The organism is Rathayibacter tritici (assembly GCF_001641005.1).
Classification (GTDB): Bacteria; Actinomycetota; Actinomycetes; order Actinomycetales; family Microbacteriaceae; genus Rathayibacter; species Rathayibacter tritici.
Genome location: NZ_CP015515.1, coordinates 1,471,136 through 1,497,015 on the forward strand (window position 1 = coordinate 1,471,136; position 25,880 = coordinate 1,497,015).

The window sequence follows — 25,880 nt, forward strand, 5'->3', positions numbered from 1 at the left end:
CGTGCGTCTGCCCGCCTCCACCTACCGCCTCCAGATCCGGTCGGCGTTCGACCTCGACGACGCCGCGCGCGTCGCCGACTACGTGCGCTCGCTCGGAGCGGACTGGCTGTACTTCTCGCCGCTGCTGAAGGCCGAGCCCGGCTCGGACCACGGCTACGACGTGGTGGACCACAGCGAGGTCGACCCGGACCGCGGTGGTGCGGCGGGCCTGTCGAATGCTTCGCGAGCGGCAAGGGCCGAGGGCCTCGGGGTCCTCATCGACATCGTGCCGAACCACATGGGCGTCGCGACTCCGAGCGAGAATTCGTGGTGGTGGGACCTCCTGAAGAACGGCATGTCCTCCCGCTACTCCAGCGCGTTCGACATCGATTGGGAGGCGGGCGGAGGGAAGCTGCGCGTGCCGATCCTGGGCGACGGCGCGAGCGAGGGTGACAGTGACAGCGAGCTCGACGCGCTCGAGGTCGTCGGCGACGAGCTGCACTACTACGAGAACCGCCTGCCGATCGCGCCGGGGACCGCCGAGCCCGGCGACTCCGGCCGCACAGTGCACGAACGGCAGAGCTATGAGCTGGTGAATTGGCGCCGCGCCGACGCCGAGCTGAACTACCGCCGCTTCTTCGCGGTGAACACCCTCGCCGCTCTCGCGGTCGAGCGTCCGGAGGTGTTCGACGCCTCCCACCGCGAGATCGTCCGCTGGTTTACCGAGGGGCTCGCCGACGGTCTGCGCGTGGACCACCCGGACGGCCTGGCCGACCCGGGCGGATACCTCGACGATCTCGCCCGTGCAATCGGTGGCGCTCCCGTCTGGGTCGAGAAGATCCTCGAGGGCGACGAGGAACTTCCTCCGCACTGGGCGACGGTGGGCACCACCGGCTACGACGCCCTGGCCGACGTCGACCGCATCCTGGTCGACCCCGATGCACGCCCGGTGCTCGAGGGCCTCGATGCCGAACTCGGCGGGGGAGGCGCGCCCCTGAAATGGGCCGACCTCATCCACGACACCAAGCGGGGCATCGCCGACGGCATCCTCCGCTCGGAGGTGCTGCGGCTCGCCCGACTTCTGCCGCAGATCGATGGAGCCGATGATGCACTGGCCGAGCTCCTCGCGACCTACCCCGTGTACCGCAGCTACCTGCCCTACGGAGCCGAGCACCTCGAGCACGCCCGGGTCGACGCTGTGCGCCGCCGACCCGAGATCGCGTCGACCATCGACGAGGTCGCCGTCGCGCTGGGCGAGACCGGCACTCCCGTCTCCGTCCGCTTCCAGCAGACGTCCGGCATGGTGATGGCCAAGGGCGTGGAGGACACCGCCTTCTACCGTTTCAGCCGCCTCACCTCGCTCAACGAGGTCGGAGCGGACCCGGACGAGTTCGCGATCGACCTGGTCGAGTTCCATCGTCGCCAGGCCGTGCGCCAAGCCTCGTTCCCGGCCTCGCTGACCACTCTCTCGACGCATGACACCAAGCGCGGCGAGGACACCCGGGCCCGCATCACGGCGTTGGCGGAGGACCCTGAGGCCTGGGCGTCGACGCTGCGCGAGCTGCACTCCCTGGTCGGCTTCGGCGATGGTCCGATCGAGCACCTGCTCTGGGAGGCCGTCGTCGGCACCTGGCCCGCGACCCGTGAGCGTCTGCACGCCTACGCTGAGAAGGCGTCCCGGGAGGCCGACGACTCGACGCACTGGACCGCGCCGGACGAGGCGTTCGAGAAGCGGATGCACGCCGCTATCGATGCCGCGTTCGACGAGCCCGCCGTGCACCGGCTCGTCGAGCAGAGCGTCGAGCGGGTCTCGGCCGCCGGCTGGTCGAACGGGCTTGCTGCGAAGCTCGTGCAGATCACGGCGCCCGGCATCCCGGACGTCTACCAGGGCAGCGAGCTCTGGGAGACTTCCCTCGTCGATCCGGATAACCGCCGTGAGGTCGACTTTGGACACCGCCGTGCGCTGCTCGAGCAGATCGACGGGGGCTGGCAGCCGCCGATCGACGCCGTGGGAGCTGCGAAGCTCCTCGTCACCTCCCGTGCCCTCCGACTCCGCCGCGACCGCCCGGAGCTGTTCACCCGCTACGCAGCCGTTCCCGCGATCGGCCCCGCGGCCGAGCATGCGATCGCCTTCGACCGCGGCGGTGCCCTGACCATCGCGACCCGCCTCCCCGCGGGGCTCGCCTCCGCCGGTGGTTGGGGCGGAACCGTCGTCGTGCTCCCCGGCCACCCGATGGAGGACGTCCTTACGGGCCGCACCTTCGCGGGAGGCGTGACTCCCGTGGCGGAGCTTCTCGGGGTGTACCCCGTGGCCCTGCTGGTACCGATCTCCTGATCTGTTCCACCGCCACACCTCCGACCGCCTCGACACCTTCTGGAGACCGCAGTGACCCGCACGACTCCCTACCGCTACGCCCTGCCGACGACCGGACCGGAGCGCTTCGACGTCTGGGCACCCGAGGCCTCTACCGTCGAGCTCCTGCTCGGCGGGGATTCGTCGCTGACCATGACCCGCCTCGGTGACCAGGGTTGGTGGCGAGCCCCCGCGTCGGCCCCCGCTACCGGCGAGGTCGACTACGGCTACCGCGTGGACGGCAGTGGACCACTGCCGGATCCCCGTTCGCGCCGCCAGCCGCAGGGCGTGCACGAACTCTCGCGCACGTTCGACCCCTCGGTGCACGAGTGGGGCGACTCCGCCTGGACGGGTCGCGAGCTGGCCGGTGCCGTCGTCTACGAGCTGCACCTGGGCACGTTCACGCCCGAGGGCACGCTGGATGCGGCGGCTGAGCGTTTCGAGCACCTGCGCTCGATCGGCGTCGACTTCATCGAGTTGCTGCCGGTCAACGCGGTGAACGGCACGCACAACTGGGGTTATGACGGCGTTCTCTGGTACGCCGTGCACGAGCCGTACGGCGGACCCGAGGCGTACCAGCGCTTCGTCGACGCCGCTCACCGCGCGGGACTCGGCCTGGTCCAGGACGTCGTCTACAACCACCTCGGTCCAAGCGGCAACTACCTCCCCGAGTTCGGCCCCTACCTCAAGAACGAGAAGGCGAACACCTGGGGCAGCTCGATCAACCTGGACGGTGAGGGCTCGGATACGGTTCGCGGCTACATCATCGACAACGCGCTGATGTGGCTGCGCGACTACCACGTCGACGCTCTGCGCCTGGACGCGGTGCACGCGCTCTCGGACGAACGGGCCGTGCACGTGCTCGAGGAGATGGCCGCCGAGGTGGCCGTGCTCTCGGCGCACGTCGGACGCCCGTTGACGCTGATCGCTGAGTCGGATCTGAACGACCCGAAGCTGATCACGCCGCGGGAGGCACACGGTTACGGACTCGATGCGCAGTGGAGCGACGACTTCCACCATGCCGTGCACGTTGCTCTGACGGGGGAGACCACGGGCTACTACGAGGACTTCGCTCCGTTGGGCGCCCTCGCGAAGGTCCTGACCCGGGGCTTCTTCCACGACGGCACCCTTTCGACCTTCCGCGGCCGTCACCACGGCCGCCCGATCGACACCGAGCGCATGCCGACCTGGCGTCTCGTGGTGTGTAGCCAGAACCATGACCAGATCGGTAACCGGGCGATCGGCGACCGCCTGACCGCGACGCTCGACGAGGGCCGTCTCGCGATCGCCGCCGCACTGACGCTGCTCGGCCCGTTCACGCCGATGCTCTTCATGGGTGAGGAGTGGGCGGCGTCGACCCCGTGGCAGTTCTTCACCTCGCACCCGGAGAAGGATCTGGGCGAGGCGACGGCGAAGGGCCGCATCGAGGAGTTTGCGAAGATGGGCTGGGACCCGGAGGTCGTGCCCGACCCGCAGGATCCGGAGACGTTCCTCCGCTCGCGCCTGAACTGGTCGGAGGCCCAGGAGGGGCGTCATGCCCGCATCCTGGCCGTTTACCGCGAGCTGGCGGCGATCCGCCGTCGCTTCCCCGAGCTGACAGACCCGCGCTTCGGGTCGTTCCGGGTGGAGTTCGACGAGCAGGCCCGCTGGCTGACCCTTGGTCGTGGACGGGTGACTGTCGCGATCAACGTGGGGGAGGCCGCCGCGCGCGTCCGCCTGCCCGAGGTGGCGGAGACCCTGCTTGCCGTCGGTGAGTACGCGGTGCAGGCCGGCGACACGGCGGTGGACCTCGGGGCCTCGTCGCTGCTGGTGACGCTCGGCGCCTGAGCATCTCATGTCGTGGCCGCGGCGTACTCCGTCGCGGCCACGACGCGCACGCCCTCGTCGTGGACGAGCAGGAGCGCGCGCAACGGGATCGCCCTCCGGTGGCAGGCGGCTGCGAGGTGTCGGGCGAGGACTCGGTCGGTCGCGCCGAGGAATGCCCGCCCGGGACGCTCGAGGGCGAAGGCGATCGAGCCTACGTCCTGGTGGGCGACGGCCTTCGCGAGTATGGCGACGATCCGCTCGGTCTTTTCTTCGTCGGGGTGCACGGGCAGCCCGTCGACCGGGTAGAGGATCGGCAGCTGCACGCCGTCTCGATCGAGGAAGATCGGCCAGAGTGCGCGGCGGTAGGCGGGCCCGATCAGTGAGGAGACGCGCTCGCGCAGCTCGCGGTCGTTCAGGAGCGGTGCGTTCAGGAGCGGTGTATCCAGGTGCGGCGCGGGAGCGGCGTGGTCGAGGGTCGTCATGGTGTCGCTTTCTGGTGGGTCGAGCGGGTGGTGCCGCTCAGTGGTCATCGGAAGTTGCGTGAGGTGGTACGCGCGCCGACAGTGAGGGTTTCGAACCGGTCGGCGAGCAGGTTGGTCACTCCCTCGTCGGAGCGCTCGAGGATCCCCCTGACCAGCAGGGCGGGTGCCTCGCGTGCCACGCGTCGGTAGCGGTTCCATACTCCGACGGAGCAGATCACATTGAGGATCCCGTGTTCGTCTTCGAGGTTGAGAAAGGTCACTCCGCCGGCTGTGGAGGGACGTTGACGGTGGATCACGACCCCGCCGACCTCGATTCGGGTGCCCGACGGGGTGCTGGGGAGGTCGGCTGAGGAGCGGGCTCCGCGCCGGACGAGTCCCTCGCGCAGGTGGCGCAGTGGATGGTCATCCGGTGAGATCCCGGTGGCCCAGAAATCGAAGACGACCCGCTCCTGCGCAGACAGCATCGGCAGCAGCGGGGGCTGCACGACGACCGTCGAGCCGGCGAGGAACTCCTCGCGGTCGCCCGCAGCGGTTCCCGCCTCCCAGAGCGCCTGCCTGCGCTGCAGCCCGAGCGAGTCGAAGGCGCCGGCAGCGCCCAGAGCCTCGAGCTGGGCGGCGGTCGTGCCGACCCGGCGCGAGAGGTCGGCCATGCTCGTGTAGGGCCCGCCGCGCTCGCGCTCGGCGACGATGTGCTCGGCGAGCGCTGTGCCGATGCCCTTCACTCCGGCGAGTCCGAGTCGGATCACGAAGCCGCTGTCGCGCCGGTGGTCGTCCGTGTGGAAGTGCTCGGAGCGCTCGAAGAGCCCGGTCGGGGGCTGGTCGGCGCGGAGGCAGTCGTCGCTCCCGTAGGCGGCGCCGCCCCGTCGGCGTACGCAGGCGCCCTCCTGTGCCTCGAGTCCGGGCGGGGCCAGCGAGCGGTTGATGTCGGGCGAGGCGACCTCGACCCCGTGCCGGCGCGCATCGGCGACCAGGGTGTGCGGCGCGTAGAAGCCCATCGGCTGAGCCCTCAGCAGCGCGGCGGTGAAGGCGGCGGGGTAGTGCAGGCGGAGCCAGGCGCTGGCGTAGACCAGCAGGGCGAAGCTGATCGCGTGGCTTTCGGCGAAACCGAAGTTCGCGAAGGCCTGGATCCGACGGTAGATGTCGTCGGCGACCTCGCCGGTGATCCCGTTGCGGGCCATCCCCTGGTAGAGCCGCTCGCGTAGCGTCTCGATCTTCTCGGTTCCGCGTTTGGAGCCCATCGCCCGGCGCAGCAGGTCGGCGTCCTCCGCGTTGCAGTCGCCGACCGCCACCGCCACCTGCATCAGCTGTTCCTGGAAGAGCGGCACACCCAGAGTGCGCTTGAGCGGGGTGACGAGGAGGGGGTGCTGATAGGTCACCGGCTCCTCGCCGAGTTTGCGGCGGATGTAGGGGTGGACGGCACCGCCCTGGATGGGCCCGGGCCGGATGAGCGCCACCTCGATCACCAGGTCGTAGAAGCGTCGCGGCTGCAGCCGGGGGAGGGTGCCCATCTGCGCGCGGCTCTCGACCTGGAACACTCCGATCGAGTCGGCGCGGCAGAGCTGGTCGTAAACGCCCTTTTCCTCGCGCGGGATGGTCGAGAGGTCCCACTTCTCGCCGACGTGCTCGGCGACGAGGTCGAAGGTGTACTGCAGCGCGGCCAGCATTCCCAACCCGAGCAGGTCGAACTTGACCAGGCCCATCCAGGCGCAGTCGTCCTTGTCCCACTGCAGGACGGTGCGGTCCTCCATCCGCGCGGGCTCGATCGGGCAGACCTCGCCCACCGGGCGGTCGGTCAGGACCATGCCGCCGGAGTGGATGCCCAGGTGCCGGGGCGTGCCGAGTACCCGGGTGGTCAGCGCAACGACGTCCTCGGGGATGTCGTGATCGGTGCTCTCAGTGATCGAGCCCCATCGCTCGACCTGCTTCGACCAGCCGTCCTGCTGCCCGGCGCTGTAACCGAGAGCTTTGGCCATGTCTCGGACGGCGAATTTGGGCCGGTAGGTGATGACGTTGGCGACCTGGGCCGCGTTCAGCCGCCCGTACTTCCGGTAGACGTACTGAATCACTTCCTCCCGTCGCTCCGAGTCGAAGTCGACGTCGATATCGGGCTCCTCGTCGCGGATGCTGGAGAGGAATCGCTCGAACGGCAGGTCGTAGAAGATCGAGTCGACCGCGGTGATCCCCAGGACATAGCAGACCGCCGAGTTCGCTGCTGAGCCGCGGCCCTGGCAGAGGATCCCGTGGCGCTTGGCGTAGTGAACGATGTCGTGGACGATCAGGAAGTAGCCGGGGAAGTCCTTCTGCTCGATCACCGCAAGCTCCTTTTCGAGCCGGGCGAGGACGTCGGCGTCGGCGTGCGGGTATTTGGTCGGCGTCGCCTCCCGGACAAGTTCGCGCAGCCAGGTCATCGAGGTGTGTCCCGCGGGGACCTGCTGGCGGGGGAGTCGGGGACGGACACGACCGAGTTCGAAAGCGATCTCGTCGGCGATGCGCACCGTGTTCTCGACGGAGCCCGGGTAGCGGGCGAAGCGCTCGGTCATCTCTGCACCGGAGCGTAGGTGGGCGCCGCCGGCCGCCGGCAGCCAGCCGTCCATTTCGTCGAGGCTCCGCCGCGCTCTGACCGCCGCGAGCGCTGTCTGGAGGGGGCGTTCCTCCGGCCGGGCGTAGTGCACGTTGCCGGTGGCGACCACCCGCAGCCGCAGGCGCTCGGCGATGCCCGCCAGTTGGTCGTTGGAGCGCGAGGCGAGCGGATCACCGTGGTCGTAGAGCTCGACGAGGACGTTGGCGGGCCCGAAGAGCCGGACGAGCTCGCGGACCTCCCGCTCGGCTGCGGCTTCGCCCGAGGCGGCGAGCGCCTGGCGGACCGCTCCCTTGCGGCAGCCCGTGAGCACGATCCAGTGCCCGTCCGCCGCGCGGGCGAGCTCCTCGAGCTCGTAGCTCGGTTTACCCTTCTCGGCTCCGGAGAGCTGGGCGGTGGTGATCGCGCGGGCGAGGCGGTGGTACCCCTCCTCGCGACGGGCGAGGACGAGCAGGTGGGATCCCTCCGGGTCGGCGACGCCGTTCTGCGGCGAGGTGAGTCCGATCGAGAGCTCAGCCCCGAACGCCGTGCGGACGTCGTGGCCCTGGGCGGCCTCGGCCATTCTGACGATGCCGTAGAGGCCGTCGTGGTCGGTGAGCGCGAGGGTATCGATGCCGAGCCGGACGGCCTCCTCGACCAGCTGCTCCGGCTTGCTTGCCCCGTCGAGGAAGCTGAAGTGGGAGTGGGCGTGCAGTTCGGCGTAGGGCACGGTGTGCGCCGGCGGGCGGACGTCGTCGCCCGGCATGTAAGCGGGCCGCTTGTGCGACCAAGCCGGGCTGTCGCCGCCGTCGCCGCGGACGACCGTGCCGTCGGCACGTCTGCCGCTGGAGAGGCGGCGCTCGAACTCCGACCACGGGATCGGCGGGTTGTTCCAGCCCATCGGGGCTCCTTCGTACTCGTTCGCGGATGGAGGGGGGAAGTGACTGCGCGTCAGTCGTATCGGGCCTCGGCGGCCCAGACTCCGTCGAGGCAGAGCAGCAGCCAGGCGACCCCGGCGGCGTCGACCACCTGGAAGCGGTCGTAGCGGACGGCCGTGCCCGGGTCCCACCAGCGCTCGTCGATGGGCCACGGCCCGGCCCATCCCGCTAGGGGCTCCAGGCGTGCCTGGGAGGTGCCGGGAGTGAAGTAGGCGGGTACGGAGCTGAGGGCGCCCCGCTCGTCGACCGAGACGGGCTCGCCTCGTGGCCCCCGCACGAGCACCGTGGCCGGCTCGGCGAAGACTGTCGGCGGCAGCGGAGGTGGCAGCGAGCCGGGCCAGGGCAGGCCGCGTGGTCGCGCGTCCCCGGGCTCGCGGTCGCCCCACGGGATCAGGTGCTGACGGTCGCGCAGCGCACGCCCTCCTCCGATCGACGCGGTCATGACGGCCTCGTGCCCGAGCATGCTCTGCACGCGGCTCAGTCCGTGGTGCACGCGCTCCTCGGGAGCGGTGCCCCAGAGGCCCTGCTCGTGGTTCCCGATCGCGTCGACGGCCTCGGGCTCGACGCACAGGCGCGAGATCGGCGCTCCGAGCCCCGTGTCGATGGCCCCGCTGCCCTGGAGCTGCCAGCGCACCCGGTCGAGCACGTCGCCCGGGGTGAACCAGCGCGGATGCAGCCAGCTCCGGGAAGAGACCTCGCCCCGTTCGCTGACGACCTCGATGCGGATGGCGGTCGCGACCAGTTGTGCGCGGGTGAGCCCGGCGACGAACTCCTCGGCGGGAACCCGGAAGGCGAAGGCGGCCTGGTCGATGCGGTCCAGCGGCGGCTCGAAGTCCATCGCCCGGTCGAGCCGCTCGGGCGGCAGCCGCGGCACCACCGTCGCCGACTCGGCTCCGGCTGCAAGCAGGTGCGCCCGGGCCCCGTCGGGTCCGAACCGGGCCGCGACATCCTCGCGGGGGAGTGCAGCGAAGGCGCCGAGGGTGCGGACCCCGAGCTTGCGCAGCAGCGCGACCAGGTCGTCTCCGCGGTGGGGGACTCGGGCGGGAGCAGCGACGGCCTCGGTCTCGAGGGCGTCGAGCGGGAGCGGGGCGAGGAACTCGGCCGCCGCTTCGGCCGGGACGATCGCGACGGGGTGGCCGGAGTGCTTGGCGGCGAGCTCGGAGGCGAAGAGCCCGTCGGCGATCCCGATGCGCGCGCCGGGCAGCCCCAGCTCGGCCAGCCGCCGCAGGATCGCCTCGGCTGCGCTCTGCTCGCTCCCGTAGTAGCGGCGCGGCCCGCGGGCGCGGATGGCGCAGAGGCCCGGCCGGATCAATTGGACGCCCGGGGTGATCTCCTCGAGCGCCTGCATCAGCGGCTCGAAAGCCCGGTGATCGAGCACCGGGTCGTACGGCAGGACTGCGAGATCCGTGCAGCGGGACTGCGCCTCGCGCACGCGCATACCCCGGCGCACTCCCTCGGCTCGGGCGGCGGGGGAGGAGGCGAAGACGAGGCTCTTTTCGGTGAGGGCCAGGGGGCGTTCGGCGCCGAGACCGGCTTCGGCGGCGGCCGCGAGGAGGGGCCAGTCGGGGCACCAGACGAGGATCGTCCGCCGCAGCTCGGGTGCGCTCTCCATCTCAGACCGCCCGTTCGCGCAGGCGGCCGTGCTCGCTCTGGGAGCCGAAGGCGTGCTCGAGGCCCGGCATGCTCATCCGCACTGTGCGGACGCGTGTGCCCGCGCGGCCGACCACGTCGACCATCGCCTCGCGCGAGCGGAGGTAGCCGTGACCGGCGCCGAGGCCCTCCCAGCGGCTGCTGCGGATGCTGAGCCGGGCTTCGGCCTGCGGCCACTCGCCGAGGACCACGAGCGCTGCTCCCCGCTGCCGCAGCCGTGCTCCGAGCCGTGAGACGTCGGCCGAGGAGACGGAGGCTGGCGGACGGGTGAGCACGACGGTCAAGACGTCGATGAGAGCGGCGGTGACGGTGAGCCAGTGCTCGGCCGGCGAGGGCACGAGCACGAGCCGCTCGAGGTCGATCCCCATGCCCGCCGCCGCTTCGGCCCCGAACTCGGGAACCCCCACGACGCCGCACCATGAGCCCTCGGCCGACGGGCCGGCGAGCAGCCCCATTGCCAGGCTCATCGAACCCTCGACCGAGTAGGCCGCGCCCTGCTTGAGCGAGCCGCCGGGGAGCACGGAGGAGAAAGCGGGCAGGGTGGCGAGGCTCGAGGTCTCGAGCGTGGCCGCCTGCATCTCGCGGATCCGGGACTGCAGCTCCTTCACCGACGCGAGCTGTCGCAGAAGGGGCTCTGCGGCCTCGGCCGTCTCCGCGGAGACGAGGGGGGAAGGGGGGCTCATCTGCCCATGTTCGAACATGTGTTCGAGTATGTCAATCGCCACCGACATCCGCCGCGGCGGTTTCGGAACAGTGCAGAAGCGGGCGGGAAAGCGCCCTGTGGAGGAGTGAACCACGGCCCGCCCCGGCAGTCTCGCACCCGCCTCCGACATCCCCGCACCGCCCCCTGTGCCGCGTCGCCGCGCGGAACCGCCTCCTCCCGCGCCTCTAGCATGGGAGCCATGTCCGACGCCCTACCCGACCCCGCCGACTTCGACGTCACCGCCCCGGCCGCACCTCGCCGGCGGACTCTCGTGGTCAAGATGGGCTCCAGTTCGGTGACCAAGCAGTCCGGCCCCGACCCGGTCCTGCTCGCCAGTGCGCTCGAGAGCGCTTTCGCCGCCCGCGCCCTCGGCTGGGACGTCGTGCTCGTCTCTTCCGGCGCCGTCTCCTCCGGCCGCGCGCTCTTCGCCCGTGCGCAGGAGGAGCCGATCAGTGCACGGCTGGCGGCGGCTGTGGGTCAGACCGTCCTGATGGGCTTCTACCGCTCGGTGGCCGAGCTCTCCGGCGCGCTGGTCGCGCAGATCCTGATCGGCGAGTCCGACCTCGCCTCGCCCCGGCAGATGTCCCACGTTGCGGAGGCGATCCGCCACGCACTCGACGCCGGAGTCGTACCGGTGGTCAACGGCAACGACACGATCGACTCTGCCGGCTCGGACAACGACGGCGTCGCGGGAGGGCTGGCGATGCTTCTCGGCGCCGACTTGCTGCTGCTGCTCACCGACGTCCCCGGCGTCTTCGCCGGCAGCATCGCCGAGGGCGTGCACCTGGAGGAGCTGGGCATCTCGGAACTGCGCCGGATCGGCGTGCAGAAGGGCGGCACTGGCCGCGGAGGCATCCGCTCGAAGCTGCGGGCCGCCGAACTCGCCGCGCACAACGGCGTCTCGACTCGGATTGCCGGCGCCCGCACCCCCGAGGTCATCCTCGGTGCGCTGGGAGGCTCCGGCCCCGGCACCCTTGTCCGTGCCGTGCATGCGCATCCGCCTGTGGAGCAGCGTTGGATCTCCGGCGTGGCCACCGGCCGTGGCCGCGTCGAGATCAACCTTGAGGCCGAGCGGAGCATCGCCGCCGGCTCGAGCCTGTTCGCCTCGGGTATTAAGCGCGTCTCGGGCGACTTTGGCGGCGGTGACGTGATCGAGGTGCGCGCCCTGGGCGGCGAGCTTCTCGCGCGCGGTGTCTCGCGGGTCTCCTCGCGCCTGCTGACACTGGTCCGCGCGCTCCGGGTCGACGAGATCGCCCGGGTCTTCGTGGCGGTCCTCGGTCATGCGGCTTCACTGTCACCGTCCACGGTCCCCGAGGCGGAGGAGCGGCCGCAGCTGACCCGTGCGCTCGAGTACGCGCGCACCCTCTCCTCCGAGCATGCGCGGGCAGTAGCGATGGAGATCGTCTCGCTCTTCCCCGCCGAGAGCATTTCGGCGCTACTGGGTCAGGGTGCAGGAGAGCGCGAGCTGGTCGAGCGCTACACGCGTCTCGTGCGCACCCTCGCCATCGTCGAGAACGAGAATCTCGCCGTCTTCCGCCCCTGACGGTAGGAGGCGCGCCATCCTTCGGTGCGTTTCGCGCCTCCGCGTCATGATCGCCATTCCCGGGCGTCTTCCTGGTGATGGTGCCACTCCTGGGCGCCCGACGGAACGGATGACCAATGAGCGTCCCCATTTCTACTGCCGACCACGCTTCTGGGTTCAGCATCTCGCACGAGAGCTTCCAGTCCGAGCGTCTCGCACGCCGGCTCGCGCTGCTCGAGACCTCGATCGCTGAGAGCGAGCGAGCTTTGCGGGACAAAACCGATCCGCGCAGCGGAGAGCCTCTGCCTGGAGCGTGCAAAGGACACTGCGCGCAGCTGATCAGCAATCTGGCCACGGAGCGGGTCCTGGCTGAGCACATCCGGGCGATGATCGCAGCTCGGAACTGACGCAGTGCGTACGGCAGCATGGAGTGATGGTCACCATCACCGTTGCCGGTCTCGCCCAGCACTTCCATCCCGCGGAGCGGGGCACGGTTCGCCTCCAGATCTGCCGGGAGTCGCGCTCGCGTGCTCAGGCGCTCGCCGAGGTCACCGCCCTGCACGCGCGGGTCCGCGAGGAGGCCGCGGCCGAGCAGGCGTCCGGTGCCGCCACCTGGTGGTCCTCCGATCAGATCTCGGTCTCGTCGATCCGCAGGTACTTGAAGGACTCCGATGTCACCCAGCTCTTCCAGGTGGCGGCCGCCGGCGTCCGAGTGAAATACCGCGATTTCGCGGCGCTCGGACGCTGGGTCGGCTCGATATCCGAGGTGCCGGGGGTCGAGGTCTCGGGGGTCGACTGGACCGTCACGGCGGCACGGCGGGCGGACATCGAGCGCGAGGTCCGCACCGCGGCCGTGCGCGACGCCCGCGAGAGGGCGGAGGCTTACGCAGCCGCCCTGGGGCTCTCCGAGGTGCGGGTGCTGACGCTGTTCGAGCCCGGGCTGCGCCCGCACACGCGCATCGAGGGCGGATCGGCCCTGATGAGCCGCGCCGCGGCGTTCTCGTCGGCGGAGGAGGCGCTCACCCTCAAGCCCGAGGACATCGAGGTCTCGGCCTCCGTCTCGGCTGATTTCGACGCCTGCTGAGACTCAGCCTGCCTTGTCGAGCGTGCTCCCGCCGATCACGGGAGCCGCCCTCGTGCAGCACCCTGCGGGGCGCAATCACCTGACCCACGTCACTCCTCCCTGTCTGCCTACCTGATGCGATCACCATACAAGTATTGAGCACTCCTCGGCGGAGCTGTCGCGGATCATCGGTTGTCCTGCGCCAGCGGCGGGAAGAGCAGCAGACCGGCGGATGCTGAGGAGGGCATGGTTCCGGCATAGGCTTCCTTTCCGCGACCATGCGCGTGCCACTCCTGTGCTGTTAGACGCTGACAAGCCGACGACGAGAGGGCATCCCCGACGGAGCACGTCCGCCGTAGTACGGTGCGATACTTCTTCGAGGAATAGAGGGGGTGTCTGTGACCATGCAGACCAAGGATGTCTTCGGAATCAGCACGGACGTGCGTCCGGGAGCGTACGTAGATCGCGGCGGCCTCGATGAGAAGGTGCGGAAGTTGCTGGACAGAGACAAGCACATTGCCCTACGGGGATCCTCAAAGGCGGGTAAGTCCTGGCTTCGACAGCGAATTCTGCCTGACGCAATCGTTGTGCAGTGTCGTTACAACCACACAGTTGTAGACCTCTACCGCTTGGCCTTGAACGAGTTGGGGCTAAGCCTAGAGGTTAGGACCACTACCAACCGAGGCTTCGAAGGAAGCATTAGTGGCGAGACCGAGATTGGGTTAAGCCTAATCGGTAAGCTACGCGCGAAGCTTGGCATCACGGCATCCCAGTCAGAATCCGTGACCTCAGAGCGTTATTCATAAGGTCTGTTTCGCGCGTGTCGCTGTGAAGACATCGACTTCTCGCGGGAGAGAATGGAAGTTCCTACACACCATTCTTGAAGCGAGAAGTCGATGCGCTATGACTCTACTACAGGTTTGACCTCTGGGCAGGTGACGGAGTTGGTGGCTCGGATATTCCAGGTCCTGTCCGGGCGTCCATCGTTGCCTGGCCGCCCCGCGCTTCTCAACCTGCGGGAGCAGGTCATCCTGACGTTGCTGCTGTTGCGACAGAACCTGAACCAAGCCGCCGTCGCGGACCTGCACGGCGTCTCCCAAGCCACCGTCTCGCGGATCTACCGGCGCATCGTTCCGCTGATCGAGCAAGCCTGTTGCTTCTCAGGGATTTCCCTGGAAGAAGCTGTCCGAGGCCGTGTCGTCCTGGTCGATGGGACAGACGTTCCCACCGGGAACCGCGCGAAAACGGGTCGGTCGAATTACTCCGGGAAGCGGCACCGACAAGGCCTCAATGTGCAGATCGCCGCAGATCTGGACGGCGGCCTCCTCGCCGCGTCAGACCCTGTCGCCGGCGCCCGTCATGATCGTGTCGCTCTCGCGCTCTGCGGCTGGGAGCCGATCCTCGATGACACGGACTGGATCGCCGACCCGGGCTACATCGGCACCACCGCGACCACTCCCCGCAAACGACCCCACGGCACCACCCTCGACGACAACACCAAGAAATCGAACCGGGAAATCTCCAGAACCCGATCCGCAGTCGAGAGGTGCATCGCCCACTTCAAGAACTGGAAAATCATCGCCACCGGCTACCGCGGACGCCTCAGCGAACTCCCCGCCATCATCCGCACCATCACAAAACTCGAACTCTACCGACTCGGCTGGTAAACAACCTTATGAATAACGCTCTCAGAGCCCTCTGTCGCAGCCATACATGACCTCAGGGCAATCGCCGAACTAATCAAGCTCAGCGGACGTCGCCTCGTGATCGAGGACTTCCACTATCTCCCAGTAGCGGAGCGCAAGTGGCTCGCGTCAGACCTCAAAGCCCCATGGGAGTCGAACCTTTACGTCGTGATCATCGGGGTGTGGAGCCAGAACAACATGCTTCTCAACTTTAACGCGGACCTCAGCGGCCGCTTGAAGGAGGTTTCGATCGGCTGGTCACCAGACGATCTGAAGAAGGTAATCCACCAAGGGGCAGCTTGCCTCAACCTCAAGTTTGATTCCGCCATAGCGGATCGACTCACCGAAGACTGCTACGGAAACGTCGGCATCCTTCAGTCACTTACTCTGGAAATGCTAGACGAGATAGGAATCGTTGAGCGTCCGAAGAACGAGATCTACGTCGACGACCACGATGCGCTCGATTCGGCGGCGATGGAGTACTCGGATCAGCTTGTGCCGGTGTTCCAGACCTTCGCGAGTAACGTGGCGTCCGGCATCCGTAAGAGGAACAACACCACAGCCATCTACGCCCACGCCATGGCTGTCGTGCTCGAACAAGACGACGCCGACTTGATCAAAGGCGTGTCCCTTGACACGATCTTCAACGTCGCTCATGGCAGAGAGCCCCGCATTCAGAAGGGCAATCTTAAGGCGGCGCTTCGCAAGATTGAAGGCCTGCAAGTCGATGATGAGGAACGTGGATTGGTTCTCGCTTACAACCCTACAAACCCGGAGGTCACTGTTGTGAACCGCGACCTTTTATTTTACCGCAAGTACCGGACTGTCGAATGGCCCTGGCAGGACCTGATCCGAGAAGGCAACGAGACTGGAACCGACTCCGAGAGCGAAGTCGTCGCGGATTGAGCGTGCTTGTCCTTCGATGAACCCTCAGTTCGCGGGTGCGAGGTTTCTGTGTCCTCCGGTAGAAATCAATAAACCGGCGGTCCTGCCTCTACTCGAGAAGAGGCCCCACCTGAAGGTGAGGGCTCCTCCATCTCCCGCAAAGAGACGCGGGCGATTCGTCGCACGTCGAAAACGACGAATCCCCCCGCCTCTCCGAGGAGAGACGAGGGGATCCGATCGGTATGTCGCCCGATCACTGTGTCCGAGGGGGGACTTGAACCCCCACGCCCTATACGGGCACTAGCACCTCAAGCTAGCGCGTCTGCCATTTCCGCCACCCGGACGAGTGTTGCTGCCGGCCTGTGTTTCCGCGGCCGAAGAAGACATTAGCACGGTTCCGGGGCCCCGAAGGCCAGCCGCGGCCGCCATCGTCCGAGCGCCGCCGGGCACACGCCGGTAGCGTTGCCGGCATGCCTGACAGTGCAGACGTGACCGGCGCCACCCTCGATGAGACCGCGCTTCTCGCGCGCGACCTCATCCGGTTCGACACCAGCAACTACGGCGACGGGAAGGCCGAGCCCGAGCGCCCTGCCGCCGAGTACGTCGCGGCGAAGCTGCGCGACCTCGGCCTCGAGCCGGAGTTGATCGACTCGGACCCGGGACGCACCAGCGTCGTCGCGCGGGTTACGGGGGAGGACCGCGAGCGCGGAGCCCTCGTCGTCCACGGGCACCTCGACGTGGTGCCGGCCATCGCGGACAATTGGAGCGTCGATCCGTTCGGCGGCGAGATCAAGGACGGGATGCTCTGGGGCCGCGGCGCCGTCGACATGAAGAACATGGACGCGATGATTCTCGCCTCGCTCGGCGACATCCTCCGCGAGGGCCGGCGTCCCTCCCGCGACCTCGTCATCGCGTTCTTCGCCGACGAGGAGGCCGGCGGCGTGCGGGGCTCGGGCTACCTGGCGCGTGAGCGGCCGGAGCTGTTCGCCGGAGCGACCGAGGCGATCAGCGAGGTCGGCGGCTATTCGATCGAACTCGCGGGCAAGCGCGCCTACCTCGTCCAGACGGGGGAGAAGGCGCTGATGTGGCTGACGCTCCGTGCGCACGGCACGGCCGGGCACGGCTCGCAGATCAACGCCACGAACGCCGTCACCCGTCTGGCGCAGGCGATCGCCCGCATCGGCAGTGAGGAGTGGCCCACCCGCCTGACCGATACCACGCGCGAGCTGCTCGACGAGGTCGCGCGCCTCCTCGGCCACGACCCCCAGCGCAGCACTCCGGAGGAGCTCGCGCTCGCCACTGGCACCGCCTCGCGCTTCATCGCGGCAACGCTGCGCACCACCGCGAATCCCTCGATGCTCTCGGCCGGCTACAAGGCCAACGTCATTCCGGACACGGCGGAGGCGACGATCGACGTGCGCGTCCTCCCGGGCGAGGAGGACGCAGTGCTCGAACGCCTCACGGTCCTTGCGGGCGAGCACGTCGAGATCCTGGTGCAGCACCGCGACATCGGGCTCGAGGTCCCCTTCGCCGGCCCCCTCGTCGAAAGCATGGCCGCCTCGTTGCGGCGGTTTGATCCGGGCGCCGAAGTGCTCCCGTACCTGCTCTCGGGCGGCACCGACAACAAGGCTCTCTCGACACTCGGGATCACCGGATACGGGTTCGCGCCACTCCAGCTCCCGTCATCGCTGGACTTCCCGGCGATGTTCCACGGGGTCGACGAGCGCGTCCCACTGGACGCACTAGTGTTTGGCAGGAAGGTCCTGACCGATCTCCTGCTGAGTTCCTGACGGTGCTCCGAGGGTCAGCACCCACCGACTCCGACCGCCTGCTGGCCGACGACGCCCCAGCCCTCTTCGAAAGTGACGCATGGGCCTGCTCGACGCGCTGATCCTGGGACTCGTCCAGGGTCTGACCGAATTCCTCCCCATCTCCTCCAGCGCCCACCTCCGGATCGTCAGCGAGCTGCTGCCCGGTCTCGGCGGGCGCGATACCGGCGCCGCATTCACCGCGATCACGCAGTTGGGCACCGAGACCGCGGTCATCATCTACTTCTGGCGCGATATCGTGCGAATCGTGTCGGGCTGGGCGCGTTCGCTCATCGGCCGGGTCCCGCGTACCGACCCCGAGGCGCGGATGGGCTGGCTCATCATCCTCGGCAGCCTCCCGATCATCGTGCTCGGGCTCGTCTTCCAGGACGCGATCGAGACGACACTCCGCTCGCTCTGGGTCGTCGCCACCACTCTGATCCTCTTCGGCATTCTGCTCGGCGTCGCCGACGCGGTCGGTGCGAAGAAGCGCCGCCTGCGCGACCTCGGCGTCCGCGACGGTCTGATCTTCGGAGGCGCGCAGGCGCTCGCCCTGATTCCGGGTGTTTCGCGCTCGGGTGGCACCATCACCGCCGGCCTCTTCCTCGGCTACGAGCGCAAAGCGGCGGCTCGATACTCCTTCCTTCTCGCGATCCCGGCGGTGTTCGGCAGCGGGCTCTACCAGCTGTACAAGAGCATCAGCGACCCGGAGGTGCTGCCGAACCAAGTCCAGGTCGGCGGGCTCGAGACCCTGGTCGCGACCATCGTCGCGTTCGTGGTCGGCTTCGTTGTCATCGCGTTCTTCATGAGCTACATCTCGCGCCGCAGCTTCCTCCCGTTCGTCATCTACCGCATCGTGCTCGGAGTCGTCCTGATGGTCGCGCTCGGCACCGGCCTCATCGCCGCGTAGATGCGCGCCTGGACTGCCACCGACGTCCCCGCCCTGCCCGGCCGGGGCAGCGCCCCGCGCCTGTACGACACCGCCACCGCGGGCCCCGTCGAGCTCGCTGCGCCGACCGGAGTGGCGGGCCTGTACGTCTGCGGCATCACCCCCTACGACGCGACCCATCTCGGCCACGCCGCCACCTACCTCGCCTTCGACACGGTGCAGCGCGTCTGGCTCGACGCCGGGTACACCGTCGAGTACGCGCAGAACGTCACTGACGTCGACGACCCGCTGCTCGAGCGGGCGAATGCCACGGGTGTGAACTGGCGCGAGCTGGCCGAGGAGCAGGTCGAGCTGTTCCGCGGCGACATGGCGGCGCTGCGCGTGCTGCCTCCCCAGCACTACGTGGGCGTCACCGAGACAGTGGCTCCGATCGCGGAGGCGGTCGCTCGACTGGAGCGCGACGGCGTCGCCTACCGCGTCCCGGCTGGGGATGCGGCCGCGGACGGTGCGAGCGACCTCTACTACGACATCGCCGCAGCCGAGAGCGCCGTCTGGCACCTGGGCAGCGAGAGCGGCCTCGACGCGGAGTCGATGGCTCGGTTCTCGGCCCAGCGCGGCGGCGACCCGGAGCGCGTCGGCAAGCGCGATCCCCTGGATCCGCTGCTCTGGCGCGCCGAACGTGCCGGCGAGCCCGCCTGGGACGCCGAGGTCGGCCGGGGGCGCCCGGGCTGGCACATCGAGTGCTCGGTGATCGCGCTGGACCGCCTCGGTCCCGACTTCACCCTGCAGGGCGGCGGAAGCGACCTCATCTTCCCGCACCACGAATTCAGCGCCGGCCATGCGGCCTCGCTGTCCGGTCGCCCGCTGGCCCGCGCCTACGCGCACGCCGGGATGGTGTCCTACCAGGGCGAGAAGATGAGCAAGTCGCTGGGCAACCTGGTGCTGGTCTCTCGCCTGCGCAGCGAAGGAGTGGACCCGCGCGCGATCCGCCTCGCACTGCTCGCGCACCACTACCGCTCCGACTGGGAGTGGCTACCCGAGGACCTGCCGACGGCCGAGGCTCGCCTGGCCCAGTGGGAGGCGGCGCTCTCCGGCGAGGGCCCGCGCTCAGCCCTGGAGGTGCTCGCGCGTCTGCGCGAGGTGCTGGCCGAGGATCTGGACACTCCGGGAGCGCTGTCCGTCGTCGACGCCGCGCTGGCGGACGGAGTGGACGATCCGTCGCTCCTGCGCGACGCCCTCGACGCCCTCCTCGGCGTCCGCCCGGCCTGAGCGCGCGAAAAGCCCTCGGCTACTCCGGTGGACCAGCGCAGACTAGGGACGCCAGGGCTCCTCGCCGGACCGGCCGTCGCCGCGGCGACGGAGGTAGCGCTCGAACTCCTGCGCGATCGCCTCGCCGCTGGCCTCGGGGGAGTCGACCGTATCGCGTGCCTGCTCCAGCTGGGCGATGTAGGCGGCCATCTCCTCGTCGTCGGCGGCGAGAGCGTCGATGCCGCGTTCCCACTCCTCCGCCTCTTCGACCAGGTCCCCGCGGGGAATCGCCAGGCCGACGACCTCCTCGAGCTTCTCGAGCAGCGCCAGCATGGCCTTGGGCGAAGGAGCGTTGTGCACGTAGTGCGGGACGGACGCCCAGATCGACACGGCCGGAATCCCCACCTTCTGCGCGGCCTCGCCGATCACGCTGAGAATGCCGACCGGACCTTCGTAGCTGGAGCGTTCGAGTTCGAACGAGTTGCGCAGTTCGCCGTTTTCGCTCGACGCGAAGATCGAGATCGGGCGGGTGTGCGGGACATCCGCGAGCATCGCGCCGAGGAAGACCACCGCCGAGATGTCGATCGCGAGCATCGCGTCGACCACCTCTGCGGCGAAACTCTTCCAGCTGCGCGAGGGCTCGGTGCCGATCATCAAATAGAGGGCGCTCTCGGCGTCGACAGAGGTCTCGGCGGGGCCGAAGATCTGCGTGCCGGGCCAGGAAAGACTGCGACGACCGTCCTCCCCGATGGAGAGCAGGGGGCGGGTGTACTGGAAGTCGTAGTACTGCTCGGCGTCGACGGCGAAGAGGGGCACGTACTCCCCGGCGTCCTTGACGAGCCTCAGCGCGCCACTCGCAGCGTCGCCGGCGTCGTTCCAGCCCTCGAAGGCCACGACCAGGACGTTCCCCGTGATCACGTTCATAGGCAGGATCTCCGCGTTCGGCTCGATGTCCGGGAAGCGCACATCGCGCCTGCCCCGTCGGTCCAGGATAGGACCCGCCTTCACCCTCGCCTGTCCCGGCCGCTGGGATCGGCCGCGCTGTTCGCTCTCGGCTCGCACATCACTCCGCGGGCGAGAGTCGGTCCTGAGTTCTCGGCCCGGGGAGGCGAACGCGCTGCCGGTACCATAGACGCTCGTGACTCCCGAGACCTCTGCCCGGCCGCTACCCTTCGAGCCGCTCGAGGAGGTCGGCGCTCTCGCCGCCGTCCTGTGGGACATGGACGGCACACTCGTCGACACTGAGCCCTACTGGATGGCGTCCGAGCACGCTCTGGTCTCGTCGTTCGGCGGAGTGTGGACGCACGAGGACGCGATGGGCCTCGTCGGCTCCGGTCTGCCGGACGCCGCTCGAATCCTGCAGAGCAAGGGCGTCGACCTCTCCGTCGACGCGATCATCGACCGGATGACCGACGAGGTGATCGCGCAGCTCGCCGTGAGTATTCCGTGGCGGCCGGGAGCCCTGGAACTCCTCCGCGCCGTCGCGGACGCGGGTGTCCCGCAGGCCCTGGTCACGATGTCGATCTCGCGGATGGCCGCCGCCGTTGTCGACCGGATCCCGTTCGTCGCCTTCGCGGCCGTCGTCAGCGGCGACATGGTCGAACGCAGCAAGCCCGACCCGGAGGCCTACCTCCTCGCCGCGAGCACGCTCGGAGTCGACATCACCGCGTGCGTCGCGATCGAGGACTCGCTCACCGGCCTCAGCGCCGCCGTCGCCTCCGGAGCCGCCGTCGTCGGCGTCCCGCACCAGCTCGAACTGGACCCCACCGCCCCCTACGCCCTCTGGCCCACCCTTGCGGGCCGCACCGTCGCGGATCTCACGAGGGTGTTCTCCGAGCACCGCGGTGCCGGCCCGGCTCCGACCGAGACGGGGGCCCGCCGATGACCGGTGAAGCACTTCAGCATTCCGGCCCCTTCCGCGCAGGTGACCGAGTCCAGCTGACCGGGCCGAAGGGGCGGATGAACACCATCACGCTCGTCCCGGGCGCGGTGTTCCACACCCACCGCGGCGGCATCGAGCACGACACCGTCATCGGGCTGCCCGATGGCTCCGTCGTGACCAACACGGTCGGAGTGGAGCACCTCGCGCTTCGCCCGCTCCTCGCCGACTTCGTGATGTCGATGCCCCGGGGAGCGGCGATCGTCTACCCGAAGGACGCCGCGCAGATCCTCGCGCTCGCCGACGTCTTCCCCGGCGCCCGCGTGGTCGAGGCGGGCGTTGGCTCCGGCGCGCTCTCCCTGTGGCTGCTCCGGGCGGTCGGGCCGACAGGTCGGCTCGCCTCGTTCGAACGGCGCGAGGAGTTCGCCGACGTCGCCCGCGCGAACATCGAGACCTTCCTCGGCTACGCGCCCGAGAACTGGAGCGTCACGGTCGGTGACCTTGTCGAGGCGCTGCCCGAGACTGTTCCCGCCGGTGAGGCCGACCGTGTCGTGCTGGACATGCTCGCCCCGTGGGAGTGCCTGGACGTTGCTGCCGAGGCCCTCACGCCCGGGGGAGTGCTCCTGTGCTACGTGGCCACCGTCACTCAGCTGTCGCGGACGGCCGAGGCGATCCGCGCGGCGGGACTGTTCACCAATCCGGCGTCGAACGAGACGATGGTCCGCGGCTGGCACGTCGAGGGTCTGGCCGTCCGCCCCGACCACCGGATGATCGGCCACACCGGTTTCCTCATCACGGCCCGCCGCCTCGCTCCGGATACCGTGTTGCCCGAGCTCAAGCGGCGCCCGTCGAAGACGGACTTCAGCGACGAGGACGTGGAGGCCTGGACCCCCGGCGCGCTCGGCGAACGGGCCGTCAGCCAGAAGAGCCTGCGCAAGCGGGTCCGGGAGGCAGCCACCAGCGCTGAGCTCTCCCGCGCCCGCGGCTTCGGCGAGGACCCTGCGGAGCCCGACGACGAGGGCATCCTCTAAGCTGTTCCCGGCCTCCGGGCCGACTCCACTCGGAGCGTCACTACTCGGGATGTCACCGCTCCCCTTCTCTCGAATCGAGGACTCGTGCGCAGGACCACCGCGCTCATCGCAGGCATCGGAATCGTCGCCGCTCTCACCGGATGCACCGCGTCCTCCTCGACAGCGGACTGCGACGCTCCGTTCTCCTCCGGCGACTCGTCGGCCGCGGTCAGGGCCACGGGCGACTTCGGCGTGAAGCCGGACGTCAGTGTGCCGTCGCCGCTGAAGGCCGACGGCACCCAGGTCAGCACGCTGATCAAGGGCTCCGGTGCTCCCCTCGAGAAGGGCCAGCTGGTCACCATCGACTACACCCTGGTCAACGGAGCGGACGGCACCGTCCTCGAGACCTCGCCCTACGACGGGTCGAGCACCGCGCGCTTCGGTGTCGGCGGGGCCGGACTCGCCGGCCTCAACGAGGGTCTGCTCTGCACCCGGGTCGGCTCAAGGGTGGCCATCGCGATCGCCCCCGAGGACGGCTTCGGTCAGGCGGCCTCCCAGCTGGGCATTTCTGCCGATGACACCCTCGTGCTCGTCGCTGACGTCCGCGAGGCGTCGCTCGCCCGCGCGAACGGCTCCGCCCAGCCCGTCCCCGACGGCTTCCCCATCGTGACCCTCGGCAACGACGGACGCCCCGGCCTGGCGAAACCCTCCGGTAGCGCTCCGACCGACCTGCGCATCGCGCAGCTCAAGAAGGGCGACGGCGACGTAGTCGCAGAGGGCGACCAGGTCGTGGTGGCCTACACCGGCTGGCAGTGGAGCGACGGGAAGGTGTTCGACTCCAGTTGGGAGAAGGGCGCGCCCACGGTGTTCACCGCGGCCGACGGATCGACGACCCAGGGCGGAGTGATCGCCGGATTCGCGAAGGCACTCATCGGCCAGCCCGTCGGCTCGCAGGTCATCGCGGTGATCCCGCCGGAACAGGGCTACGGCGACCAGGGCTCGCCCCAGGGCGGTATCCCCGGCGGCGCCACGCTGATCTTCGTCGCCGACATCCTCGGAAAGGTCTGACCGGACCCGCCCCTAGACTGGAGAGCGTGCCTGCCGACGCCCCGCCATCGAGCCGCGTTCCGGCCGAGGAGCGTCTGTTCAACCTCGTGCTCGCGCTCGTCGCGGCCGAGAACGGATTGACGAAGGCCGATGTGCTTTCCACTGTGCAGGGCTACCGCCAGCGCTCGGGACGAGGTGACCGTACGTCGCTCGAGCGTCAGTTCGAGCGGGATAAGGACGACCTGCGCGAGCTGGGCATCCCGATCGAGACGGTCGACGCTCCGGGCGATCCCGGCAACACGCAGACCGTCCGGTACCGCATCGCGAAGCGCAGCTACGATCTCCCCGCCGACCTCGCTTTCGACCCGGAGGAACTCGCCCTCCTGCGTCTGGCCGGCGCCGTGTGGCGGGAGGGTACCCTCTCGGCGGAGTCGCGGCGCGCGCTGATCAAGCTGCGCTCACTCGGCGTGGAGTCGGTTGACCCCGTCATCGGCATCAGCCCCTCGATCCGAGTCCGCGAGGCCTCGTTCGAGCCGCTGAACGCCGCGCTGGACCGCGGCCAGGTCGTCCGCTTCCCCTACCTCAAGCCGGGAGGCGACAAGCCGCGAGTGCGCACCGTGCAGCCCCGCGCGCTGGTCCATCACCAGGGCCGCTGGCACTTGCACGGCTGGGATGAGGGCGCCGAGGGCACCAGGACCTTCCTCCTCTCCCGGATCGTCGGACCGGTCGCTTCGACCGGCCGCCTCTCTCCGCCGGCGGACGGCGCTCACGCGGCGACGGCGCTCGCCCAGCTCGACGAGATCCTCCTGCGCAACAGCGCGCTCCTGCGGGTTGCCCCCGACTCCGACGCTGCCCTTCGCCTGGGCGGACGCGCCGAAGCCGCCGACGAGGGGCAGGACCTGCTGCGACTGCACTACACCGACCCCGACGTGCTCGCCGACGAGCTCGCCAGCCACGGCCCCGAGGTCCGCGTTCTCGAGCCGGAAGAGTTGCGTCGGCGCGTCCTCGAGCGCCTCCGACGCACCCTGGACGATCACGAAGGCGACCCCCGTGGCTAGACCCCGCTCCCTGCAGGCCCGTGACCGCTTGGCCGTCCTGCTCTCGCTCGTGCCCTACCTGCTCGACCGCGGCCGGGTCTCGGTCGCCGAGGTCGCCGCCCACTTCGAGATCGCCCAGGAGGAGGTGCGGCGCGCCGTGCGCCTCATCGCCGTCTCGGGGATCCCGGGCGAGACAGCGCAGTACCAGGCGAACGACCTCTTCGACATCAGCTGGGACGACTTCGAGGAGAACGATCACGTCGTCCTCACCCAGCAGGTCGCGATCGACGACTCGCCGCGGTTCTCGGCGCGCGAAGCCGCCGCGCTCATCGCAGGGATGCAGTACCTCGCGGCGCTGCCGGAGAACCAGGGGAACGATCGGATCGCCTCACTGATGGGCAAGCTCGCGCGCGGCGCCTCGTCGGCCCCGAGCGCGGTGGCTGTTTCACGCGGTACCGGCGCCGACAGCGCGGTGGCGCTTCTGCGCACCGCGATGGCGTCAGCGACTCAGGTCGCCTTCGACTACCGCAGCGCGCGCGGTGAGACGGAGTCGCGGCTCGTCGACCCTTTCGTCCTCGAGTCCGTGGACCGGGACTGGTATCTGCGGGGGTGGGACCACCTGCGCGAGGGCGTCCGCACCTTCCGCGTCGACCGGATGCGCTCGCTCCGCGACACAGCGACGCCGATCGTCCGCCGCCGCAACGAGGTCACCCTCTCGGAGCGGCTGTTCGAGGCCTCCGCATCGGACCTGGTCGTGGATGTGCGGGTCGCGCCGAGCGCTGTCGCGCTGCTGGGTGACTACGCGGCCGACGCCGAGTTCCCCGAGCCGGTGCCGGGGGAGGAGGACCGGGGCGTCCTGGTGCGCCTGCGCGTTGCCCACTTGCAGGGTCTGACCCGGCTGGTTGCGTCGTTGGCGGGACTCGTCACCGTGGTGGCACCCCCTGAGGCGCGCGTCGCCGTCAGGCAGTGGGCGGCCGCCGCACTCGCCGCGAACGAGGAGGAGTCGTCGTGACCTGGTGGTCGTGGATCCTGATCTGGGTCGGGCTCGTTCTGGGTGCTCTCGCGATGCTCGTGTTCGTCGCGCTGGCCTACTGGCGCAAGGGAAAGCGCCTGCTCGGGCAGCTGTCGGAGGTGACCGCGAAGCTCGAGACCCTCAGCCCGGGTGCGACGGACGATCTGCCGCCGCGGCCGCCCTCGTCACTGTTCGCCGATCGCGACGACGTGCGGCGTGCTCGCGAGGGCCGCCGCGACGCCCGGCGCGACAGGATCGATCTCAGACGGTCGGAAAGGGTCGAACGGGGTAAGCTCCTGGTACACCGCAACCGACAAGTGAAGTGAG

General features: G+C 69.4%; 21 protein-coding genes and 1 tRNA gene. 16 read left to right on the top strand and 6 right to left on the bottom strand.

Translation table 11 applies throughout. From position 1 onward, the window contains the following. Window position 1: 1 nt before the first annotated feature. Together treY and treZ are read left to right on the top strand one after the other, a co-directional pair. Entirely contained in the window at window positions 2-2,314 is a 2,313-nt protein-coding gene (treY, locus tag A6122_RS06685) for a malto-oligosyltrehalose synthase (RefSeq protein WP_068253033.1), read from the top strand. 51 nt (window positions 2,315-2,365) lie between these two features. After that, on the top strand, window positions 2,366-4,159 hold the full coding sequence (gene treZ, locus A6122_RS06690) for a malto-oligosyltrehalose trehalohydrolase (protein WP_237358246.1): 1,794 nt from the start codon (window positions 2,366-2,368) through the stop codon (window positions 4,157-4,159). 5 nt (window positions 4,160-4,164) lie between these two features. Here the strand turns inward: treZ and A6122_RS06695 are convergent, their stop codons facing one another. The 4 genes from A6122_RS06695 to A6122_RS06710 are packed head-to-tail and all read right to left on the bottom strand — an operon-like array spanning window position 4,165 to window position 10,448. Further along, window positions 4,165-4,620 (bottom strand): hypothetical protein, encoded by a 456-nt coding sequence (locus A6122_RS06695; protein ID WP_068253036.1) that lies wholly within the window; start codon window positions 4,618-4,620, stop codon window positions 4,165-4,167. Between the two features lie 44 nt (window positions 4,621-4,664). After that, on the bottom strand, window positions 4,665-8,078 hold the full coding sequence (locus A6122_RS06700) for an error-prone DNA polymerase (RefSeq protein WP_068253038.1): 3,414 nt from the start codon (window positions 8,076-8,078) through the stop codon (window positions 4,665-4,667). Window positions 8,079-8,128: 50 nt separating this feature from the next. Beyond that, window positions 8,129-9,727 carry a DNA polymerase Y family protein gene (locus tag A6122_RS06705; protein ID WP_068253040.1) on the bottom strand — a complete coding sequence of 533 codons (1,599 nt, stop codon included), beginning with the start codon at window positions 9,725-9,727 and terminating at the stop codon, window positions 8,129-8,131. Between the two features lies 1 nt (window position 9,728). After that, entirely contained in the window at window positions 9,729-10,448 is a 720-nt protein-coding gene (locus A6122_RS06710) for a hypothetical protein (protein WP_068257223.1), read from the bottom strand. A gap of 219 nt (window positions 10,449-10,667) precedes the next feature. Here A6122_RS06710 and proB point away from each other — a divergent pair, with 219 nt between their 5' ends. The 5 genes from proB (at window position 10,668) to A6122_RS06735 (ending at window position 15,644) form a co-directional block, all read left to right on the top strand. Next, a complete protein-coding gene (gene proB / locus A6122_RS06715) occupies window positions 10,668-12,011 on the top strand; it encodes a glutamate 5-kinase (RefSeq protein WP_068253043.1) in 1,344 nt (447 codons plus the stop codon). A gap of 412 nt (window positions 12,012-12,423) precedes the next feature. After that, window positions 12,424-13,074, top strand: a complete 651-nt coding sequence (locus tag A6122_RS06725) for an SIMPL domain-containing protein (protein ID WP_068253049.1) — start codon at window positions 12,424-12,426, stop codon at window positions 13,072-13,074. A gap of 377 nt (window positions 13,075-13,451) precedes the next feature. Beyond that, the gene (locus A6122_RS16450; protein ID WP_146085090.1) at window positions 13,452-13,859 is read left to right on the top strand and encodes a hypothetical protein; all 408 of its coding nucleotides are present in this window, start codon (window positions 13,452-13,454) and stop codon (window positions 13,857-13,859) included. A 90-nt stretch (window positions 13,860-13,949) separates the two neighbouring features. Then, a complete protein-coding gene (locus tag A6122_RS06730; RefSeq protein WP_084415728.1) occupies window positions 13,950-14,720 on the top strand; it encodes a transposase family protein in 771 nt (256 codons plus the stop codon). Window positions 14,721-14,816: 96 nt separating this feature from the next. Then, window positions 14,817-15,644, top strand: a complete 828-nt coding sequence (locus A6122_RS06735; protein ID WP_068253051.1) for a hypothetical protein — start codon at window positions 14,817-14,819, stop codon at window positions 15,642-15,644. A gap of 238 nt (window positions 15,645-15,882) precedes the next feature. Here the strand turns inward: A6122_RS06735 and A6122_RS06740 are convergent. Further along, window positions 15,883-15,967: transfer RNA gene (locus tag A6122_RS06740), tRNA-Leu, on the bottom strand. 126 nt (window positions 15,968-16,093) lie between these two features. Between A6122_RS06740 and A6122_RS06745 the strand changes: the two genes are divergently transcribed. The 3 genes from A6122_RS06745 to mshC all read left to right on the top strand — a co-directional run bounded on the left by A6122_RS06745 (window position 16,094) and on the right by mshC (window position 19,589). Further along, window positions 16,094-17,413, top strand: coding sequence for a M20/M25/M40 family metallo-hydrolase (locus A6122_RS06745; RefSeq protein ID WP_068253054.1), 1,320 nt, complete (start codon window positions 16,094-16,096; stop codon window positions 17,411-17,413). Between the two features lie 79 nt (window positions 17,414-17,492). Beyond that, window positions 17,493-18,341 carry an undecaprenyl-diphosphate phosphatase gene (locus A6122_RS06750; RefSeq protein WP_068253057.1) on the top strand — a complete coding sequence of 283 codons (849 nt, stop codon included), beginning with the start codon at window positions 17,493-17,495 and terminating at the stop codon, window positions 18,339-18,341. Continuing rightward, window positions 18,342-19,589 (top strand): cysteine--1-D-myo-inosityl 2-amino-2-deoxy-alpha-D-glucopyranoside ligase, encoded by a 1,248-nt coding sequence (gene mshC / locus A6122_RS06755; RefSeq protein ID WP_068253060.1) that lies wholly within the window; start codon window positions 18,342-18,344, stop codon window positions 19,587-19,589. It begins immediately after the preceding gene. A gap of 42 nt (window positions 19,590-19,631) precedes the next feature. Here the strand turns inward: mshC and A6122_RS06760 are convergent, their stop codons facing one another. Then, on the bottom strand, window positions 19,632-20,492 hold the full coding sequence (locus A6122_RS06760) for a proteasome assembly chaperone family protein (protein WP_068257226.1): 861 nt from the start codon (window positions 20,490-20,492) through the stop codon (window positions 19,632-19,634). Window positions 20,493-20,778: 286 nt separating this feature from the next. Here A6122_RS06760 and A6122_RS06765 point away from each other — a divergent pair, with 286 nt between their 5' ends. The 6 genes from A6122_RS06765 to A6122_RS06790 all read left to right on the top strand — a co-directional run bounded on the left by A6122_RS06765 (window position 20,779) and on the right by A6122_RS06790 (window position 25,879). Then, window positions 20,779-21,453 carry an HAD family hydrolase gene (locus tag A6122_RS06765; protein ID WP_257722322.1) on the top strand — a complete coding sequence of 225 codons (675 nt, stop codon included), beginning with the start codon at window positions 20,779-20,781 and terminating at the stop codon, window positions 21,451-21,453. Continuing rightward, window positions 21,450-22,478 (top strand): tRNA (adenine-N1)-methyltransferase, encoded by a 1,029-nt coding sequence (locus A6122_RS06770; protein WP_068253063.1) that lies wholly within the window; start codon window positions 21,450-21,452, stop codon window positions 22,476-22,478. The genes A6122_RS06765 and A6122_RS06770 overlap by 4 nt, the downstream gene beginning before the upstream one ends. An 84-nt stretch (window positions 22,479-22,562) precedes the next feature. After that, entirely contained in the window at window positions 22,563-23,525 is a 963-nt protein-coding gene (locus A6122_RS06775) for an FKBP-type peptidyl-prolyl cis-trans isomerase (protein ID WP_068253066.1), read from the top strand. Between the two features lie 26 nt (window positions 23,526-23,551). Next, the gene (locus tag A6122_RS16960; protein WP_068253069.1) at window positions 23,552-24,562 is read left to right on the top strand and encodes a helix-turn-helix transcriptional regulator; all 1,011 of its coding nucleotides are present in this window, start codon (window positions 23,552-23,554) and stop codon (window positions 24,560-24,562) included. Beyond that, complete coding sequence (locus A6122_RS06785; protein WP_068253072.1) at window positions 24,555-25,553, top strand: helix-turn-helix transcriptional regulator; 999 nt, start codon at window positions 24,555-24,557, stop codon at window positions 25,551-25,553. Before A6122_RS16960 ends, A6122_RS06785 begins: the two co-directional genes overlap by 8 nt. Further along, on the top strand, window positions 25,550-25,879 hold the full coding sequence (locus A6122_RS06790; RefSeq protein WP_068253074.1) for a hypothetical protein: 330 nt from the start codon (window positions 25,550-25,552) through the stop codon (window positions 25,877-25,879). Before A6122_RS06785 ends, A6122_RS06790 begins: the two co-directional genes overlap by 4 nt. Window position 25,880: the final 1 nt, after the last annotated feature.